Annotated in this window: 16 protein-coding genes; 10 read left to right on the top strand and 6 right to left on the bottom strand. The window is 68.6% G+C overall.

The features are described 5' to 3' along the window. Positions 1 to 143: 143 nt before the first annotated feature. The 6 genes from AC1DW3_RS05865 (at position 144) to AC1DW3_RS05840 (ending at position 4,089) form a co-directional block, all read left to right on the top strand. Positions 144 to 788: a DUF3106 domain-containing protein gene (locus tag AC1DW3_RS05865; protein WP_477929493.1), complete on the top strand. Its 645-nt coding sequence runs from the start codon at positions 144 to 146 to the stop codon at positions 786 to 788. An 8-nt stretch (positions 789 to 796) separates the two neighbouring features. Further along, entirely contained in the window at positions 797 to 1,297 is a 501-nt protein-coding gene (locus AC1DW3_RS05860; protein WP_477929491.1) for an RDD family protein, read from the top strand. A gap of 73 nt (positions 1,298 to 1,370) precedes the next feature. Next, positions 1,371 to 1,748 carry a diacylglycerol kinase gene (locus tag AC1DW3_RS05855; protein WP_477929489.1) on the top strand — a complete coding sequence of 126 codons (378 nt, stop codon included), beginning with the start codon at positions 1,371 to 1,373 and terminating at the stop codon, positions 1,746 to 1,748. 19 nt (positions 1,749 to 1,767) lie between these two features. Continuing rightward, positions 1,768 to 2,562 carry an AraC family ligand binding domain-containing protein gene (locus tag AC1DW3_RS05850; protein ID WP_477929487.1) on the top strand — a complete coding sequence of 265 codons (795 nt, stop codon included), beginning with the start codon at positions 1,768 to 1,770 and terminating at the stop codon, positions 2,560 to 2,562. A 65-nt stretch (positions 2,563 to 2,627) separates the two neighbouring features. Then, positions 2,628 to 3,239 (top strand): LysE family translocator, encoded by a 612-nt coding sequence (locus AC1DW3_RS05845; protein ID WP_477929485.1) that lies wholly within the window; start codon positions 2,628 to 2,630, stop codon positions 3,237 to 3,239. Positions 3,240 to 3,306: 67 nt separating this feature from the next. Next, positions 3,307 to 4,089: a substrate-binding periplasmic protein gene (locus AC1DW3_RS05840; protein WP_477929483.1), complete on the top strand. Its 783-nt coding sequence runs from the start codon at positions 3,307 to 3,309 to the stop codon at positions 4,087 to 4,089. Between the two features lie 3 nt (positions 4,090 to 4,092). Here the strand turns inward: AC1DW3_RS05840 and AC1DW3_RS05835 are convergent, their stop codons facing one another. Together AC1DW3_RS05835 and AC1DW3_RS05830 are read right to left on the bottom strand one after the other, a co-directional pair. Next, the gene (locus AC1DW3_RS05835) at positions 4,093 to 4,431 is read right to left on the bottom strand and encodes a P-II family nitrogen regulator (RefSeq protein ID WP_056198291.1); all 339 of its coding nucleotides are present in this window, start codon (positions 4,429 to 4,431) and stop codon (positions 4,093 to 4,095) included. 27 nt (positions 4,432 to 4,458) lie between these two features. After that, positions 4,459 to 6,123 carry an NAD+ synthase gene (locus tag AC1DW3_RS05830; protein WP_477929481.1) on the bottom strand — a complete coding sequence of 555 codons (1,665 nt, stop codon included), beginning with the start codon at positions 6,121 to 6,123 and terminating at the stop codon, positions 4,459 to 4,461. Between AC1DW3_RS05830 and AC1DW3_RS05825 the strand changes: the two genes are divergently transcribed. After that, positions 6,122 to 7,312 (top strand): GNAT family N-acetyltransferase, encoded by a 1,191-nt coding sequence (locus tag AC1DW3_RS05825; RefSeq protein ID WP_477929478.1) that lies wholly within the window; start codon positions 6,122 to 6,124, stop codon positions 7,310 to 7,312. The two genes, AC1DW3_RS05830 and AC1DW3_RS05825, sit on opposite strands and share 2 nt — an antisense overlap. A gap of 18 nt (positions 7,313 to 7,330) precedes the next feature. Here AC1DW3_RS05825 and ppa read toward each other — a convergent pair whose 3' ends face one another. Beyond that, on the bottom strand, positions 7,331 to 7,861 hold the full coding sequence (gene ppa / locus AC1DW3_RS05820; RefSeq protein ID WP_477929476.1) for an inorganic diphosphatase: 531 nt from the start codon (positions 7,859 to 7,861) through the stop codon (positions 7,331 to 7,333). Between the two features lie 161 nt (positions 7,862 to 8,022). Here ppa and AC1DW3_RS05815 point away from each other — a divergent pair, with 161 nt between their 5' ends. Together AC1DW3_RS05815 and AC1DW3_RS05810 are read left to right on the top strand one after the other, a co-directional pair. Beyond that, positions 8,023 to 10,191: a sodium-translocating pyrophosphatase gene (locus AC1DW3_RS05815; protein WP_477929474.1), complete on the top strand. Its 2,169-nt coding sequence runs from the start codon at positions 8,023 to 8,025 to the stop codon at positions 10,189 to 10,191. Positions 10,192 to 10,275: 84 nt separating this feature from the next. Further along, entirely contained in the window at positions 10,276 to 11,118 is an 843-nt protein-coding gene (locus tag AC1DW3_RS05810; protein WP_477929472.1) for a J domain-containing protein, read from the top strand. Positions 11,119 to 11,140: 22 nt separating this feature from the next. Here AC1DW3_RS05810 and AC1DW3_RS05805 read toward each other — a convergent pair whose 3' ends face one another. From AC1DW3_RS05805 to AC1DW3_RS05795, 3 genes are read right to left on the bottom strand one after another with little or no spacing between them, the layout of a single operon-like run. Continuing rightward, the gene (locus tag AC1DW3_RS05805; RefSeq protein ID WP_477929470.1) at positions 11,141 to 11,578 is read right to left on the bottom strand and encodes a hypothetical protein; all 438 of its coding nucleotides are present in this window, start codon (positions 11,576 to 11,578) and stop codon (positions 11,141 to 11,143) included. Between the two features lie 24 nt (positions 11,579 to 11,602). Continuing rightward, a complete protein-coding gene (locus AC1DW3_RS05800) occupies positions 11,603 to 14,278 on the bottom strand; it encodes a protein kinase domain-containing protein (RefSeq protein ID WP_477929469.1) in 2,676 nt (891 codons plus the stop codon). A gap of 3 nt (positions 14,279 to 14,281) precedes the next feature. Then, positions 14,282 to 14,833, bottom strand: coding sequence for an ECF-type sigma factor (locus tag AC1DW3_RS05795; RefSeq protein WP_477929467.1), 552 nt, complete (start codon positions 14,831 to 14,833; stop codon positions 14,282 to 14,284). 247 nt (positions 14,834 to 15,080) lie between these two features. Between AC1DW3_RS05795 and AC1DW3_RS05790 the strand changes: the two genes are divergently transcribed. Next, positions 15,081 to 15,593: a diguanylate cyclase domain-containing protein gene (locus AC1DW3_RS05790; RefSeq protein ID WP_477929465.1), complete on the top strand. Its 513-nt coding sequence runs from the start codon at positions 15,081 to 15,083 to the stop codon at positions 15,591 to 15,593. The last annotated feature ends 125 nt before the right edge of the window (positions 15,594 to 15,718 follow it).

Here is a 15,718-nt window from a genome sequence, read left to right as displayed (position 1 = left end):
CTCTCCGTCTGCTGATCACCCTGCTGCTAGCCGCAGCGGGGTTTTCTGCTTTTGCGCAGGCGCAGGAAGCGGCTTCGGCGCCGGAGGCCATTGCTGCGAGCGCGTCCGTTGCACCCCCGGTGGCTCGTCCGGCTGCGCCCGTCATGTCGCCGGTCTCCGCCCTGGCCGCCGCGCCGACCTGGCAGGCACTGACGCCCGTCCAGCGCGATCTGCTTGCGCCATTGGCGAAGGATTGGGACAAGCTCGGCCCCAACCAGCGCAGCAAATGGCTGAATGCGACACCGCGTCTGGCCGTGCTGCCCCCCGCTGAACTCAGCCGCCTGCATGAACGCATGCGTGACTGGGCCAATCTGACACCGGCCGAGCGGGTCGATGCCCGCATCGGCTTCCAGGTGGCCAAGCAGGTGGATTCCGAGCAGCGACAGGCCAAGTGGGAGGCCTACCAGGCGCTGCCGCAGGAAAAACGCCAGGAGCTCGCTGACAAGGCCGTCGCGCGCCGCCAGGCTCAGACCAAGGCGACCAGCCCGACGCCCAAGCCCCTGGCCGCGGCGCCCAAGTCCAATATCGTGCCCGCCGCACCCAAGCTCGTCACGCCGACCCCCGTGACCGGCAGCCTGATCCAGGCCAAGCCTGGTGCCACGACGGTGCTGATCACGCGCGGGCTCACCTTGCCTCCGCACCACGTCGCGGGCGAGACCAAGGTCGTGGCCGATCCGGCCCTGGTCGACCCCAAGACGTTGCTGCCCAAGTCGCTGAAGGCGCCGCCCGCGTCCGTTCCGCGCACATGACAGCGGCGATGGACACGAACGCCGCGCCTGCGGGCCTGGCGAGGCGTTTCGCGGCCTTCCTTTATGAAGGCGTGCTGCTGTTCGGCGTGGTCTTCTTCGCCGGCTTCCTCTATTCGGTGCTGACGCGCCAACAGCATGCGCTCGAGGGCCGCACGGGCCTCGGCGTCAGCCTCTTCATCGTGCTGGGCCTGTACTTCGTCGGCTTCTGGACTCGCTCGGGCCAGACGCTGGCGATGAAGACCTGGCATCTGCGCGTCACCGACGCCGTCGGCCGTCCGCTGGGCTGGGGCCGCGCGCTGCTGCGCTATCTCCTGAGCTGGCTGTGGTTCCTGCCGGCGCTGATCAGCGTCTGGGCGCTGGGCCTGCATGGCGGCGGCGCCATCATCGGCAGCCTGATGGCCGGCATCGCGGGCTATCTGCTGATCGCGCGACTGCACCCGCAGCGACAATTCCTGCACGACGCGATCTGTGGTTCGCGCGTCATCACTCAACTTCCCGTGCGCTCATGAGCGCAGCGCCGGGCCGTCCCAAGCAAGCTCGCTCCCGCCTGGCGGGACAAGGCCGCAGGCCTAAGGGTGCCCCATGACCAACCCGCACAAGGGACGGACCGGCCTGGACCGCGTCATCCACGCCGCCGGCTACTCCTGGGCCGGTCTCAAGGCCGCCTACACGGGCGAAAGCGCCTTCCGCCAGGAAACCTGGCTCTGCGTCATTGCCGCACCGCTGACGTTCTGGCTGGCCAGGACCTGGGAGCAGGCCGCCCTGCTGCTGGGCTCGCTGCTGCTGGTGCTCATCGTCGAACTGCTGAATTCCGCCATCGAGGCGGTCGTCGACCGCGTGTCCTTCGAGCGGCATGAACTCTCCAAGCGCGCCAAGGACATCGCCAGCGCCGCCGTGCTGATGGCCCTGGTGCTGGCGGCCGGCATCTGGGGTGCCGCGGTCTGGCAGCACCTGCGCTGACGTGACACCATCGGGGCCCATGACCAGGAGCCCCGGTTTTCGACTGCTGCGCTGCGGCCTGCCCGGCGCCGAGGCCGTGCTGGCCGACTCGGCCCACGCCTTCGGCCGCCACACGCATGACCAGTTCGGCATCGGGCTCATCGAGCGCGGCGCGCAGAAGTCTGCCAGTGGGCGAGGCCTCGTCGAGGCTGGCGCCGGCGACATGATCACCGTCAACCCCGGCGAGGTGCACGACGGCGCGCCTTTTGACGCGAGCGGCCGGCGCTGGCGCATGCTCTACCTCGACCCCTCCCCGGTGCTGGACGCGGCCCGCGACATCGCGCCGGCAGACCAGGGCTTCGAGTTCAAGGCCCCGGTCATCCGCGACGCTGCGTTGACGACCCGCTTCCAGCAGTTGTTCGACGCCGCCACGGCCGATGCCGACACCTTGCGATCTGACTCGGCCTTGCTGACCCTCGTCGCCCAGCTGCTGAGGCCCAGGCCCGCCGGGCGCCCCGCCCTCGTGACTGGCGTCAGCGCGGCGCGCGAGCGCATGGACGACGACCCCGCCGCTTCAACGACGCTGGCCGATCTGGCACGAGACGCAGGCCTGAGCCGCTACCAGTTCCTGCGCGCCTTCACCCATTTCACCGGCCTGCCGCCGCACGCCTATCTGCTGCAGCGCCGCGTGCAGCAGGCCCGCCGCCTGGTGCGCGCCGGCGTGGCGCTGGCGGATGCAGCCGCCGCCAGCGGCTTCGCGGACCAGAGCCATATGACGCGCTGCTTCACGCGCAACTTCGGCCTCACGCCGGGAGCCCTGGTGCGCGGCCGCTGAAATTTCGTTCAAGACCTGGCCACGACGGCCTTGCAGCATGGCGCCTCCCAACAAGGAGTGCGCTTTTGAACCTCGAATTCCTGACCCTCTCGCTGCTGGTCGTCGCCTCGCCGGGCACCGGTGCCGCGGTGACCGTGGCCACCGGCCTGTCGCGCGGCACGCGCATGGCCACCATCGCGGCTTTCGGCTGCACCCTCGGCGTTGTGCCCCATATGCTGGCGGCCGTGACGGGCCTGGCGGCGCTGCTGCACGCCAGCAACCTGGCCTTCGAGACCGTGAAGTTCGCGGGCGTGGCCTATCTGCTCTACATCGCCTGGATGACCTGGCGCGAGCAGGGCGCGCTGAAGATCGAGCCCGATGGCGCGCAGCGTTCGAGCGGCGAGGTCATCCGGCACGCGGTGCTGGTGAACCTGCTCAACCCCAAGCTGTCGATGTTCTTCCTGGCCTTCCTGCCGCAGTTCATCGCCAAGGATGAAGCAGCACCGACGCTGGCAATGCTGCAGCTGTCGGCCATCTTCATGGCCATGACCTTCGGAGTGTTTGCGCTGTACGGAGCCTTCGCGGCCAGTATGCGGGACCATGTACTGGGCAACATGACCGCCATGGCTTGGCTGCGGCGGAGCTTTGCGGCGACCTTCGTGGCCCTGGGCATCGAGCTCGCGCTGACGCAGCGCTGAGGTGGCACCGCATGGCGCCCGGCGCGCCAGGCCGCTATGCTGAACTGCAAACCCGCCGAGGCCGGCCGTGTCAAGAGAACTGCTGCTGCATTGCTGTTTCGCTGCCTGTGCATCGAGCGCGGGCGCTGAGCCGTTGCGCGAGGTCGATTTCGGAACGCAACTGTTCCCACCCTATATCGTGGAACTGCAGGGGCGCGCCTCCGGACCGATGGTCGACGTGCTGAACGCGGCCTGCCGAAACCTGGGCTGGAACTGCAACTCGCGCATCTACCCCTGGCGCCGCGCCATCGACTTGATGGAGAAGGCCGAAGTCGATGGCCTCTTTCCGGTGCTGGATGTGCCGTCGCGCCACGCCCGGATGTGGATGAGCGTGCCCGTCGTCGACGGTCGCTATGTCTTCTTCTCGCGCCGCGGCGTGGACTTCGTCTACCGCGGCCCCGAGTCCCTGGCGAGCCACGAGATCGGCGTCTACGGTCCTTCGGGCACCTCGATGACGCTGCAGGACCTGGCTGCCGGCGGACCGGCGAAGATCAGGTTGGAGCGAGACAACCTGGTCGCTCTGAAGATGCTCGCCGCGGGCCGCTATGGCGAGCAGGGCCTGGTGTTCGCCAACGAGCAGGTGGCGCTGTGGCTGTTGGCCAGCAATGCGATGACCGGCCTGCAATCCTCGGGCGGCGCCAAGGACATCTACTACGTCTTCGGGCTGACGCGCCGGCGCATGTCCAAGGTGGACTTCCATGCCTTCGACGAGGCGCTCAAGGAGTTGTGCCGCACGGGCCAGACGGCCGACCTGGTCAAGCCCTACGGCGTACCGGCCTCGGCCTGCACGGCAGCGCCGGCGCGGCATTGAGCCTCAGACTGCGGCTTCGTCCGTCTCGCCGGTGCGGATGCGCACGACCTGCTCGACCGGCAGCACGAAGATCTTGCCGTCACCGATCTTGCCGGTCTTGGCGGCCTTCAGGATGGCATCGATGCAGCGGTCGACTTCGTCGTCCTTCACGACGACCTCGACCTTGACCTTGGGCAGGAAGTCGACGACGTACTCGGCGCCGCGGTAGAGCTCGGTGTGGCCCTTCTGGCGGCCAAAGCCCTTGACCTCGGTGACCGTCAGGCCCGAAGCGCCCACCTCGGCCAGCGCCTCGCGCACTTCGTCGAGCTTGAAGGGTTTGATGATGGCGGTGATCTGCTTCATGACGGGCTCCGGTTGACTGGCTTGAGTTTACGCACGGAACTTGGACGTGATGGGGTAACGCCAATCCCTACCAAAGCCGCGGTGGGTGATGCGGATGCCCACCGGCGCCTGGCGGCGCTTGTACTCGTTGATCTTGATGAGCCGGGTGACGCGCTCGACGTCCTCCGGCTTGAAGCCGGCCGCGACGATCTCGGCGATGGACTGGTCCTGCTCCATGTAGAGCGCCAGGATGGCGTCCAGCACGGCATAGGGCGGCAGGCTGTCCTCGTCCTTCTGGTCGGGGCGTAGCTCGGCCGAAGGCGGGCGCGTGATGATGCGATCGGGGATGACCTCCTGGCCCTGCGCATTGCGCCAGCGCGCCAGGCGGAAGACCAGCGTCTTGGCCACGTCCTTGATGACGGCGAAACCGCCGGCCATGTCGCCGTAGAGCGTGCAGTAGCCGGTTGCCATCTCGCTCTTGTTGCCGGTCGTCAGCACGATGCTGCCGAACTTGTTGGACAGCGCCATCAACAGCGTGCCGCGCACGCGCGCCTGGATGTTCTCCTCGGTGGCATCCAGCGGCAGGCCCTTGAACTCGTCGGCCAGTGTGTCGTTGAAGGCATCGAACATCGGCACGATGGACTTCTCGTCGTAGCGCACGCCCAGGCGCTCGGCCATGTCGCGGGCATCGATCCAGGAGATGTCGGCCGTGTAGGGCGACGGCATCATCACCGTGCGCACCTTGTCGGCGCCGAGCGCATCCACCGCGATGGCCAGCACCAGGGCCGAGTCGATACCGCCCGACAGGCCGATGAGGGCGCCGGGGAAGCCGTTCTTGCCGAGGTAGTCGCGCACCCCGGTGACCAGCGCCTGCCAGACCTGGGCCTCGTACTCGGGCACCGGCACGATGTCGCCGCGCAGCCGGCCGGCATCCAGCTCGAGAATGGGCAGCGCCTCCTCGAACATCGCCGCGCGGGCGGCCAGGCTGCCGTCGGCCTGCACCGCGAAGGATGCGCCGTCGAACACCATTTCGTCCTGCCCGCCCACAAGGTGGGCATAGAGCAGCGGCAGTCCTGAGGCACGCGCACGCTCCGCCATGCGGTCTTCGCGCTCCTCCACCTTGCCGATGTGGAAGGGCGAGGCATTGATGACGCACAGCAGCTCGGCGCCCGCGGCCTTGGCGGCAGCGGCGGGCTCGTCGAACCAGGCGTCCTCGCAGATCAGCAGGCCGACCTGGGTGCCCTTGACATCGACCACCACGGCGCCCAGGCCCGCATCGCGGCCGGAATAGAAGTAGCGGCGCTCATCGAACACCTGGTAGTTGGGCAGTTCTCGCTTGGCATAGCTGGCGACGACTTGACCGCCCACGAGCACCGAAGCCATGTTCAGGCATGGCGGCAGCGACCAGCTCCGTTCGCGCGCCACCCCCCCCTCGCGCTCCCGCGGGTGGCCAACGACGACATGCAGGCCCTGCAGGTCAGCCAGCTCGGCCGCGATGCGCTGCAACTGCTCGTCGCAGCCTTCGAGGAAAGCCGGGCGCAGCAGCAGATCCTCGGGCGGGTAGCCGCACAGCGCCAGCTCGGGTGTGACGAGCAGATCAACCCCAGCCGTGTGCGCCGCGCGCGCTTGGGCAATGATGCGGTCCGCGTTGCCCACCAGATCGCCGACGACGACGTTGATCTGGGCCAGGGCAATCTTCAAGGGCGAGGGCATGGGCGACAGCGATTCAGAACACGAGAGCAGCATTGTCATTCGGGTCGACGCCAGTCCCGAGGCCTTGCCGCAAGACCGTTGGGACGCCCTGCTTTCCACCCAGGCACGGCCGACGCCCTTCATGCGCCTGGCCTATCTGCGCGCCCTGCATGCCAGTGGCAGTGCCGTCGCCAAGACGGGCTGGCAGCCGCAGTTCGTGTCGCTGTGGCGGGGCGAGGATCTGCTGGCGGCCTGCCCGGCCTATCTGAAGACCCACAGCTATGGCGAATACGTCTTCGATTGGGCCTGGGCCGACGCCTACCAGCGCCACGGGCTGAGCTACTACCCCAAGCTGCTGGTGGCGGTGCCTTTCACGCCCGTGCCGGGCAGCCGGCTCTTGGCCGTCAACGACGACGCGCGAATGTTGCTGGCGCAGGCGTTGCGGGCGCTGGCGAAGGAGACCGAGGCCTCTTCGCTGCATGTGCTGTTCGGCGACGAGGCCGACCAGGCGGCGCTGGCGGCGGCCGGCTGCATGGCCAGGGCCGGCGTGCAGTTCCACTGGACGGCCGAGGGCGATGCCGACTTCGCCGGCTTTCTGGGCCGCCTGCAGCGCGACAAGCGCAAGAAGATCCAGCAGGAACAGCGCCGCGTGCGCGAGGCCGGCATCGTCTTCGAGGCCCGGGCGGGCGCTGACATCACCGCTGAGGACTGGGACTTCTTCTACCGCTGCTACCAGCAGACCTACCGCGAACACCACAGCAAGCCCTATCTGAGCCGCGACTTCTTCGCCCGCATGGCGAGCGACATGCCCGAGCACTGGCTGATGTTCACGGCCCGATGCGCGCGCGAACGCGTCGCCATGTCGCTGATCGCACTGGATCCCGGCCGCCGCGCCGCCTTTGGCCGCTACTGGGGCGCCGTCGAGCACATCCCCAACCTGCACTTCGACGCCTGCTACTACCAGCCGCTGGCCTGGTGCATCACCAATGGCTACCAGCGCTTCGAGGGCGGCGCCCAGGGCGAACACAAGATGGCGCGTGGCCTGATGCCCACGCCCACCGCTTCCAGCCACTGGCTGGCCCATCCATCCTTTGCCGACGCGGTCAACGACTTCCTGGCTCGCGAGGGCGAAGCCATGTCGGGCTATATCGACGAGCTGGGCGAGCACGCCCCCTTCAAAAAACAAAACGCCGCGGATGCGGCGTCTTGAGCAGGGCGAAACGAGTGATCAGGCCTTGGCGTAGTTCGCCATGCCTTCGCGGATCTCGGACTTGGCCTTCTCCGGGCCTTCCCAGCCCTTGACCTTGACCCACTTGCCCTTCTCCAGGTCCTTGTAGTGCTCGAAGAAGTGCTGGATGGCGGCCAGGCGGGCCGGGTTCACGTCCTCGATCTTCTGCCAGTGGTCGTACATGGGCAGGATCTTGCTGGTGGGCACGGCCAGCAGCTTGGCGTCGCCACCGGCTTCGTCGTCCATCATCAGCACGCCCAGGGGGCGGCAGGTCACGACGACGCCGGGCGTCAGCGCGAAGGGGGTGATGACCAGCACGTCGACCGGGTCGCCGTCATCCGCCAGGGTCCTGGGGATGTACCCGTAGTTGCACGGGTAGTACATAGGCGTCGTCAGGAAGCGGTCGACGAACAGCGCACCGCTCTCCTTGTCCACCTCGTACTTGATCGGGTCGGCATTCATCGGGATTTCGATGATGACGTTGAACTCGTCAGGCACCTTGGCGCCGGGGGTCACGTTGTGCAGGCTCATGGTCGTCTTTTAGGGCTAAGGAAAACCCGCATTCTAGGTTTCCCCAACATCGCTGGTAAACGTGCAATCCAGCCGTCAAACCCGGCCCTTAAGCTCGGCCGCCGAGCCCGGCATACCCTGCCGCCGGGCCACAGATCACACGCTGAACAGGAGACTCATACATGTCGACGGAAATGGCGCTGTATTTCGCGCTGGCTTGCGGCCTCGCGGCCGTTCTTTATGGCTTCATCCAACGAAGCTGGATCCTGAGTCAGGATGCAGGCAATGCCCGCATGCAGGAGATCGCCGCGGCGATCCAGCAAGGTGCCGCCGCCTACCTGGGCCGGCAGTACCGCACCATAGCCATGGTCGGCGTCGTGCTGGCCATCGCGATCGCGGTGGTGCCGGGCCTTGGCATGACGACGGCCGTGGGCTTCGTCATCGGCGCGGTGCTGTCGGGCATCTGCGGCTTCATCGGCATGAACATCTCGGTGCGCGCCAATGTGCGCACCGCGCAAGCGGCCTCCAAGGGCATAGGCCCGGCGCTGGACGTGGCCTTCAAGGGCGGCGCCATCACCGGCATGCTGGTGGTGGGTCTGGGCCTGCTGGGCGTCGGCGGCTTCTACATGGCCATCGGCGGCGGGCATGACAGCGCGACGCTCAAGCCCATGCTGGGCCTGGCCTTCGGCTCGTCCCTCATCTCCATCTTCGCCCGCCTGGGCGGCGGCATCTTCACCAAGGGTGCCGACGTCGGCGCCGACCTGGTGGGCAAGGTCGAGGCCGGCATCCCCGAGGACGACCCGCGCAACCCGGCCGTCATCGCTGACAACGTCGGTGACAACGTCGGTGACTGCGCCGGCATGGCCGCCGATCTGTTCGAGACCTACGCCGTCACGCTGATCGCCGCGATGGCGCTGGGCGCCCTGATGATCACCGGCTCCAGCGCGCTGGCCGGCGTCGTCTATCCGCTGGCGCTCGGCGGCGTGTCCATCATCGCCTCCATCATCGGCTGCTACTTCGTCAAGGCCAGCCCCGGCATGAAGAACGTGATGCCGGCGCTGTACAAAGGTCTGATCGTGGCCGGCGTGCTGAGCCTGATCGCCTTCTTCTTCGTCACCAAGGCGATGTTCCCCGGCCCCATCGAGCTGAGCACCGGCGGCACGACCAACGCGATGGCCCTGTTCGGCGCCTGCGCGGTCGGCCTGGTGCTGACGGCGGCCATGGTCTGGATCACCGAGTACTACACCGGCACCCAGTACCACCCGGTGCAGCACGTGGCGCAGGCCTCCACCACCGGCCATGGCACCAACGTCATCGCCGGCCTGGGCGTGTCGATGAAGTCCACCGCCTGGCCGGTGCTCTTCGTCTGCGCGGCCATCTACTCGGCCTATGCCTTGGCTGGCCTGTACGGCATCGCGGTGGCCGCCACCTCCATGCTGAGCATGGCCGGCATCGTCGTCGCTCTGGACGCCTACGGCCCCATCACCGACAACGCCGGCGGCATTGCCGAGATGGCCGAACTGCCCGCCAGCGTGCGCGACGTCACCGACCCGCTGGACGCCGTGGGCAACACGACCAAGGCCGTCACCAAGGGCTATGCCATCGGCTCGGCCGGCCTGGCAGCCCTGGTGCTGTTCGCCGACTACACGCACGCGCTGGAAGCGCGTGGCATGCATGTCGCGTTCGACCTGTCCGACCACAAGGTCATCCTGGGCCTCTTCCTCGGCGGACTGATTCCCTATCTGTTCGGCGCCATGGCCATGGAAGCCGTCGGCCGCGCCGCCGGTGCCGTCGTCGTCGAGGTGCGCAAGCAGTTCGCCGACGGCGCCATCATGGCTGGCCAGCGCAAGCCCGACTACAGCGCCGCGGTCGACATGCTGACCACCGCCGCGATCAAGGAAATGATCGTGCCGTCGCTGCTGCCGGTGGCCGCGCCCATCATCGTCGGGCTGACGCTGGGCCCCGCGGCGCTGGGTGGCCTGCTGATGGGCACCATCGTGACGGGCCTCTTCGTCGGCATCTCGATGTGCACCGGCGGCGGCGCCTGGGACAACGCCAAGAAGCTGATCGAGGAAGGCTTCACCGATGCCGCGGGCGTGCTGCACAAGAAGGGCGGGGAAGCGCACAAGGCCGCCGTCACCGGCGACACCGTGGGCGACCCCTACAAGGACACCGCCGGCCCGGCCGTGAACCCGTTGATCAAGATCATCAACATCGTCGCCCTGCTGATCGTGCCGCTGCTGCCGATGCAGGCCGGCAGCAAGGCGCCCGAGCCCGTGGCGGCTGCGGCCGTCGTGGCGGCACCTGCCGCCAGCACGGCGGAGATGCCGGCTTCGGCGGCCTCACAGTAAATCTCTCGTAAACCCGGTAAATAACGGCCCGTTCGCGGGCCGTTCCCACGTCCGGGCACGGCAAAATCGCAGCTCATGGCGAGCATGGCAATCACGAGGCACGAGCTGACGCGGCGACGCGAACAACTGCAGGATCTGCAGCGCTACCTGGCCGTGCTGGAAGCCGACCACGACGGCGCCCGCGCCAAGCTGCTCGGCTTTCGCCAGCGCTATCTCGAGGCCCTGGGCCCGCTGATGCGCGAACTCGACGAGATCGACGCCCAGTTGCACCAGGCCACGGCCCTGCTGTCGGAAGCCCTGAAGCGCCAGGGCGTCGACGCCCCGGTGTCGGCATCGCAGCGCGCCAAGGCCTGGCCCGATATTCCCGCCCTGCCCGACGCGACGCCGCTGCCGCCCGAACCCACCGGCCCCCTGACCGACCTGCCGCCACCCAGCCTGAAGACGCTGTACCGGCGCGCGGCGATGCGCTTCCACCCCGACCTGGCGCCTTCCGGCCCGGAGCGCGAGGTCTGCGAGCAGCGCATGATGGTCGTCAACGAGGCCTACGCTGGCGGCGACCGCCACCGGCTCGAAACCCTGCTGCTGGCCGCCGGTGAGCTGCCCGAGAGGGTCATCGGCGGGCCGGCCGACGCCGTGCGCGCCTGGCTGGGGCTGTGCGAACACCTCGTGCAGGGCCGCATCCGCGTCGTGCAGGCCCAGACTGCCTTGCTGCACAACCTGCAGATGCACCAGCTGCGCATCGCCATCGAGCGCGCCGAAGTGGGCGGCATGCGCCCGCTGGACATCATGGCCGGGCGGCTGCGCGCCCAGATCACCGAGCGCCGCCAGGAGCTCTACATCGGCGAGCGCGTCGGTGGCGACGCCAAGCTGGCCGCCGATTTCCTGCGCAAGCGTTATCAGCGCCTGACGGGGCTGGGCCTGGGCTGAGCTCCGCCGGCGACTGCGGGCCTCAGATCGGATCGTTCTGGGTTTCCGGGTCGGCGCTCGGGACGAAGTTCACCATGTTGCCGTTGTTGTCGACAACGGCAAACAGCAGCACCACGCCGCGCGCCGTGTACATGTCCGCTGCCCAGGGCACCGACAGGTAGTCGACCCAGTCCCCCTTCTCCGACTGCTCGCGCGTCGAGTAGAGATAGTTGTAGGGTTGCATCGCGGGGTCGTTGCCCACCGTCTTGACCGCGGCACCAAGCAATCGCAGATTCTGGCCATCCACGACCGTCTCACCGAAGTCGAATTCGAGGCTGCCCGCCTCCCCGGCCGGTGTCTGGGTGGTCAGGGTCGCGCCGGACGGCACGGTCACGCCGTTGCCGTCGACATAGGTGCACGCAGCAAGACCGCCCGCCGTGGAGGTGACGGTGACTTGATAGGGGGAGACATAGGTCGTCATCAGATGGTCCTGAGGGTTGAGAAATCAGCGCGCCCGCTGCTGCTGGAGCCAATCACGGGTGGCCAGCCAGTCTGCACGCTGGGAGGCCGAGGGGTCCAGGCACTCCTTCACATTCAGCCACCGTCGAGTTAGATCTGCGTTGACGCGCAACCAGCCCTCGCGCTGCGACAGCAGGCCATCAGCCACGCTGCAGCCCCCCTTGCGATCGGCAGCGGCGTCGCCTCGCAACTGGGATAGATGGACCGCCGCGGCCAGCAGCAACTGGTCGCCCGGGCTGCGTTTCAAGGCGCTGTCCAGGCGCTCCTGCAAGCGTGAGTGCCAGACGCAGTCCGCGCTGTCGCAGGCGAGGCGCCCTGCCGCTTCGAGCAGCTTGACCTGGCGCGGCAGCGCGCTTTCGGGAGGTGCCTTGCCGGGCCGAAGGGATTCAATCAGCCCGAGCAGCCGAAGCGCCTCGCGCTCCCGGGCCTGCGCGTTGACCGCGCGCAGGGTCAGCCATTCGGCATCGATGTGGATGGCGAGCAGGGCCCAGGCCAGGTTGGCGGGATCACCGCGTGTCAATCCCTGCGCCACCTCATGTGCCTTCTCCAGCATGGCCGCGCCCGTACCGTTGAGCTCCTGCTGGGTGAGGCCCAGGTAGAAACGCACGCTGGCTTCCTTGGCCAGCCAGGCCATGTCCCGGGGCCGCTTCTCGCGCAGCTTGCCGACTTCCGCCAGCGCCGATTCGTAGTGCGCCCGCGCGGCCTGCAACCGCCCCATGCGCGTCAACGTGGTGCCCAGCCAACTGGCCGTGTTCGCCCAGTTGTTCTGCAGCTCGGCGTCATCAGGGCGGCTTCGCAAGGCCTGCTCCTTGAGGGCGAGCGACTCGCTCAGCGCCCGTTCCGCAGCCTCGAGGCGGCCCTGATTCAGCTGCAGGACGCCGAGGCTGCTCTGGGCATAGGACACCTCCATCAGTGCATCGGAGGAAGCGGGCGCCGCGATCTGCCAGCGGCGCGAATAGTCGAGGTAGCGTGCCCACGCCCGTTCGGCGGCGCTCAATTCGCGTTTCTGGTGGTGGACCTCGCCAATCCAGAAAGCCGCTGCACCCTGGGCCTTGCGCCAATCGGCCATGAGCCCGGGGCTTGGCGGCTCACCCTCCAGCAATTGCGCGGCGAGCCGCAAGGGCTCCAGCGCCCCGTCCAATTCTCGTTTGGCCACGCGGACCTCGGCCACCACCGTCAACGCCTTGGCGCGTTGCAATCGCTCCATCGAACCTGGGTCCCGGCCGGTCCGGTCGAGCAGCAGCAGCGCCTTGCCGCCGATGCTGTCCAGCAGCTCCAGCCGCCCGATGGGGCGCAGCTTGTCGGCGAACTCGCCCAGCATGAAGCTCAGCGTGGCCTCGGCCTCCTGGCGCTTGGCCTGGGCTTCGCGCTCCGCCTCGGCAGCTCGCTGCGCCTGCCAGGTGCTGAACACCGTCAGGCCCACCAGCGCCAGGCCCGCGAGACTGCTGAGCGCGACGGCCCAACGGTGGCGCTGCACGAAGCGACGCAACACATAGAGGCGGCTGTCGGGATGCGCCTGGATGGGCTCGTGATCCAGCCAGCGCTGCAGTTCGTCGGCGAGAGCCTGGGCGTTGACATAGCGCTCGCCCGGTGCCTTCTTCAGCGCCTTGGCAATGATGGTGTCGAGGTCGCCGCGCAGCTGTTTGGCCTGGTGGGCGACGGAACTGTCGGCCTGGCCGGCTGCGACGTCGGACAGCCGCCGTGGCACATGGTCGACGACGGCCTTGAGCCGGTCGAGCTGGGTCTGGGTATCGTCGGCCGTGGGGTGGCTGCCGCCGAGCAGCAGATAGAGCAGCACGCCGAGCGAATAGACGTCGGTCGCGGTCGTCACGTCCGCCTGCTGCACCTGCTCGGGCGCGGCAAACTGCGGCGTGAAGGCGCTGCCGGCGCGCTGGGTCAGCTCGGTGGCGGCGGCGCCCTCGCTGGCCTGGCTCGCGTCGGCCATCAGCTTGGCGATGCCGAAGTCCAGCAGCTTCACCTCGCCATCGCGCGTCACCAGGATGTTGCTGGGCTTGAGGTCGCGGTGCAGGATCAGCCGGGCCTGCGCGTGGGCCACCGCAGCCAGCACGTCCAGGAAGAGGCGCACACGGGCCTCGATGTCGAGTTGCTGCTGGCGGCAATAGACGTCGATGGGCTGGCCGTCGACGTACTCCAGCACCAGATAGGGCTGCTGGCCCTGGTGCACACCGGCATCCAGCAGGCGGGCGATGTGCGGGTGGGACAGCCGCGCCAGGATCTCGCCCTCGCGCGCGAACCGCCCCGCGTCGCCACGGCCGAGCAGGCCGGCCATCAGGAACTTGACCGCCACCTGGCCTTCGAAGCGACCGTCGGCGCGGCGCGCCAGCCAGACCGTGCCCATGCCGCCCTGCCCCAGCTGGCGCTCCAGCAGATAGGGGCCGATGGCCTGGCCGGCGAGGTCGGGGGGCGGCGCTGCGTCCTCGGGCATCGCCGCCAGCGCTTCCTGCCATTGCGCGACGACGGGTTCGCTCAGGAAGCCCTGCTGCTGCAGCTCCTGAGCGCGCGCCAGCATGCGCCTCAACTGCTCGGCCGCATCGGGGTCCTCGGTCTGCAGCCGCTCCAGACGATGCTCGCGAGCTGCCGGCGGCAGATCGAGCAACTCATCCAGCAGGGGGCTCAAGGAGAGCCAGCGTTGCCTGTCCATGGATCAGGCCAGGCTCATGGACAGGAACAGCCGGGCCTTCTGCCAGTCGCGCTGCACGGTGCGCTCGGTCACGCCCAGGGCCTCGGCGATCTCCGGCTCCCGCAGGCCCGCGAAATAGCGCATCTCGACGACCTGGGCCAGGCGCGGCTCCAGCTGGGCCAGCTCGTCCAGGGCCTCATGCACGCGCAACACTTCGTCGTCGCTCTGAGGCAATTGGTCGGCAATGGCCGTATCCAGCGTCAGCTCGGCCTGGCCGCCGCCGCGCCGCTCGGCCCGCCGGGCGCGCACCAGGTCGACGACGACGGAGCGCATGGCCTGGGCGGCGTAGGCGAGGAAGTGGCGGCGATCGGGGAATTCGGCCCCGGGTGCGCCGGCCACGCGCAGCCAGGCCTCGTGCACCAGCGCCGTCGTGTCCAGCAGCGTGAGATGACCCGCGTCGCGCACCTGCCGGCGCGCCAGGCGCTGCAGGTCGGTGTAGAGCTGGGCCACCACCGCGTCGGCGGCGGCGCGGTCACCCAGCCGGGCGGCCTGCAGCAATTGGGTGATGGCTTGCACCGGCCGCACTCTAACGGCTGGCAGCGCCAGCTCGCGGGCCGGTGACGCGGCGGCGGCCGGCAGCGAGCATTTTTTTTGATCCCGATGTCGGGATTGGCGGAGATCCGCCGTTTTGAGTTGATGAGGACCGATGGCGAGCCAAGCCAGGGAGCCGGCACAGCCGGGGCCGCCGCCCGCCATCGCTCCTCACCCGCTGCGAACCGGCCCGCTGGCCGCGAGCGCATCTCAACCCAACGTGATTGACGCGATGTCTCAAGCTCCCCTGCTCGCCAACGATCCCCCCTCGCCCCCTCGCACCGGCACGTTCACGCGCCTGCCCCAGGCGGACTCGCTCGCGGCTTTCGGCCTGCGCGTGTCGCGCCAGTTTGCGCAGTGCCGGCGCGAGGGCGAGCAACTGGCCCTGCTGTGGCTGGAGGCCGAGGTGCTGGTGCGGCCCGACGGCAGCGTCGGCGATGCCGAGCGGGACAACCTGATCCAGACGGTGAGCCTGCGCCTGCGCAACCGCGTGCGCGGCGCGGACGAGGTCGTGTACATGGGCGGCCACAGCTTTGCCGTGCTGCTGCTGGCCGCTGGTGCGCCCGAGGCCCGCCTCGTCGAAAAGCGGCTGCAGCAGGCCCTCAGGGGGGCCTACGGCGTCGACGGCCGGCTCATGCAGATTGGTGTACGTCTGGGCACGGCGATATTCCCGCAGGCCGGGCGCAATGGCGTCGAGCTGGCCGAAGCCGCACAGGCCAACCTGGCCGAGTCAGCGGGCGACTGACTGCCTCCCCGCAGGACTCATGCCGCCCGGCCTGCATGCCGGGCGTCGTTCGATAGGCGTCAGAGAGCGTGCAGGCGCTGAGCCCGGACTCAAGCAGTCCAGTGGACTGCTTGTGCCTGGCGAAG

The sequence above is a fragment of the Roseateles sp. P2_H4 genome (assembly GCF_056403315.1).
Note: the sequence above shows the minus strand (reverse complement) of the source record. Positions and strands in the feature narration are given on the sequence as shown.

Coding starts and splice junctions, on each gene's coding strand:
- AC1DW3_RS05805 (WP_477929470.1), bottom strand. CDS start 11,578: ATGACGACCTATGTCTCCCCCTATCAAGTCACCGTCACCTCCACGGCG.
- ppa (WP_477929476.1), bottom strand. CDS start 7,861: ATGAGCCTGCACAACGTGACCCCCGGCGCCAAGGTGCCTGACGAGTTC.
- AC1DW3_RS05815 (WP_477929474.1), top strand. CDS start 8,023: ATGTCGACGGAAATGGCGCTGTATTTCGCGCTGGCTTGCGGCCTCGCG.
- AC1DW3_RS05830 (WP_477929481.1), bottom strand. CDS start 6,123: ATGCCCTCGCCCTTGAAGATTGCCCTGGCCCAGATCAACGTCGTCGTC.
- AC1DW3_RS05825 (WP_477929478.1), top strand. CDS start 6,122: ATGGGCGACAGCGATTCAGAACACGAGAGCAGCATTGTCATTCGGGTC.
- AC1DW3_RS05800 (WP_477929469.1), bottom strand. CDS start 14,278: ATGGACAGGCAACGCTGGCTCTCCTTGAGCCCCCTGCTGGATGAGTTG.
- AC1DW3_RS05855 (WP_477929489.1), top strand. CDS start 1,371: ATGACCAACCCGCACAAGGGACGGACCGGCCTGGACCGCGTCATCCAC.
- AC1DW3_RS05865 (WP_477929493.1), top strand. CDS start 144: ATGTCGCCGGTCTCCGCCCTGGCCGCCGCGCCGACCTGGCAGGCACTG.
- AC1DW3_RS05850 (WP_477929487.1), top strand. CDS start 1,768: ATGACCAGGAGCCCCGGTTTTCGACTGCTGCGCTGCGGCCTGCCCGGC.
- AC1DW3_RS05790 (WP_477929465.1), top strand. CDS start 15,081: ATGTCTCAAGCTCCCCTGCTCGCCAACGATCCCCCCTCGCCCCCTCGC.
- AC1DW3_RS05810 (WP_477929472.1), top strand. CDS start 10,276: ATGGCAATCACGAGGCACGAGCTGACGCGGCGACGCGAACAACTGCAG.
- AC1DW3_RS05835 (WP_056198291.1), bottom strand. CDS start 4,431: ATGAAGCAGATCACCGCCATCATCAAACCCTTCAAGCTCGACGAAGTG.
- AC1DW3_RS05860 (WP_477929491.1), top strand. CDS start 797: ATGGACACGAACGCCGCGCCTGCGGGCCTGGCGAGGCGTTTCGCGGCC.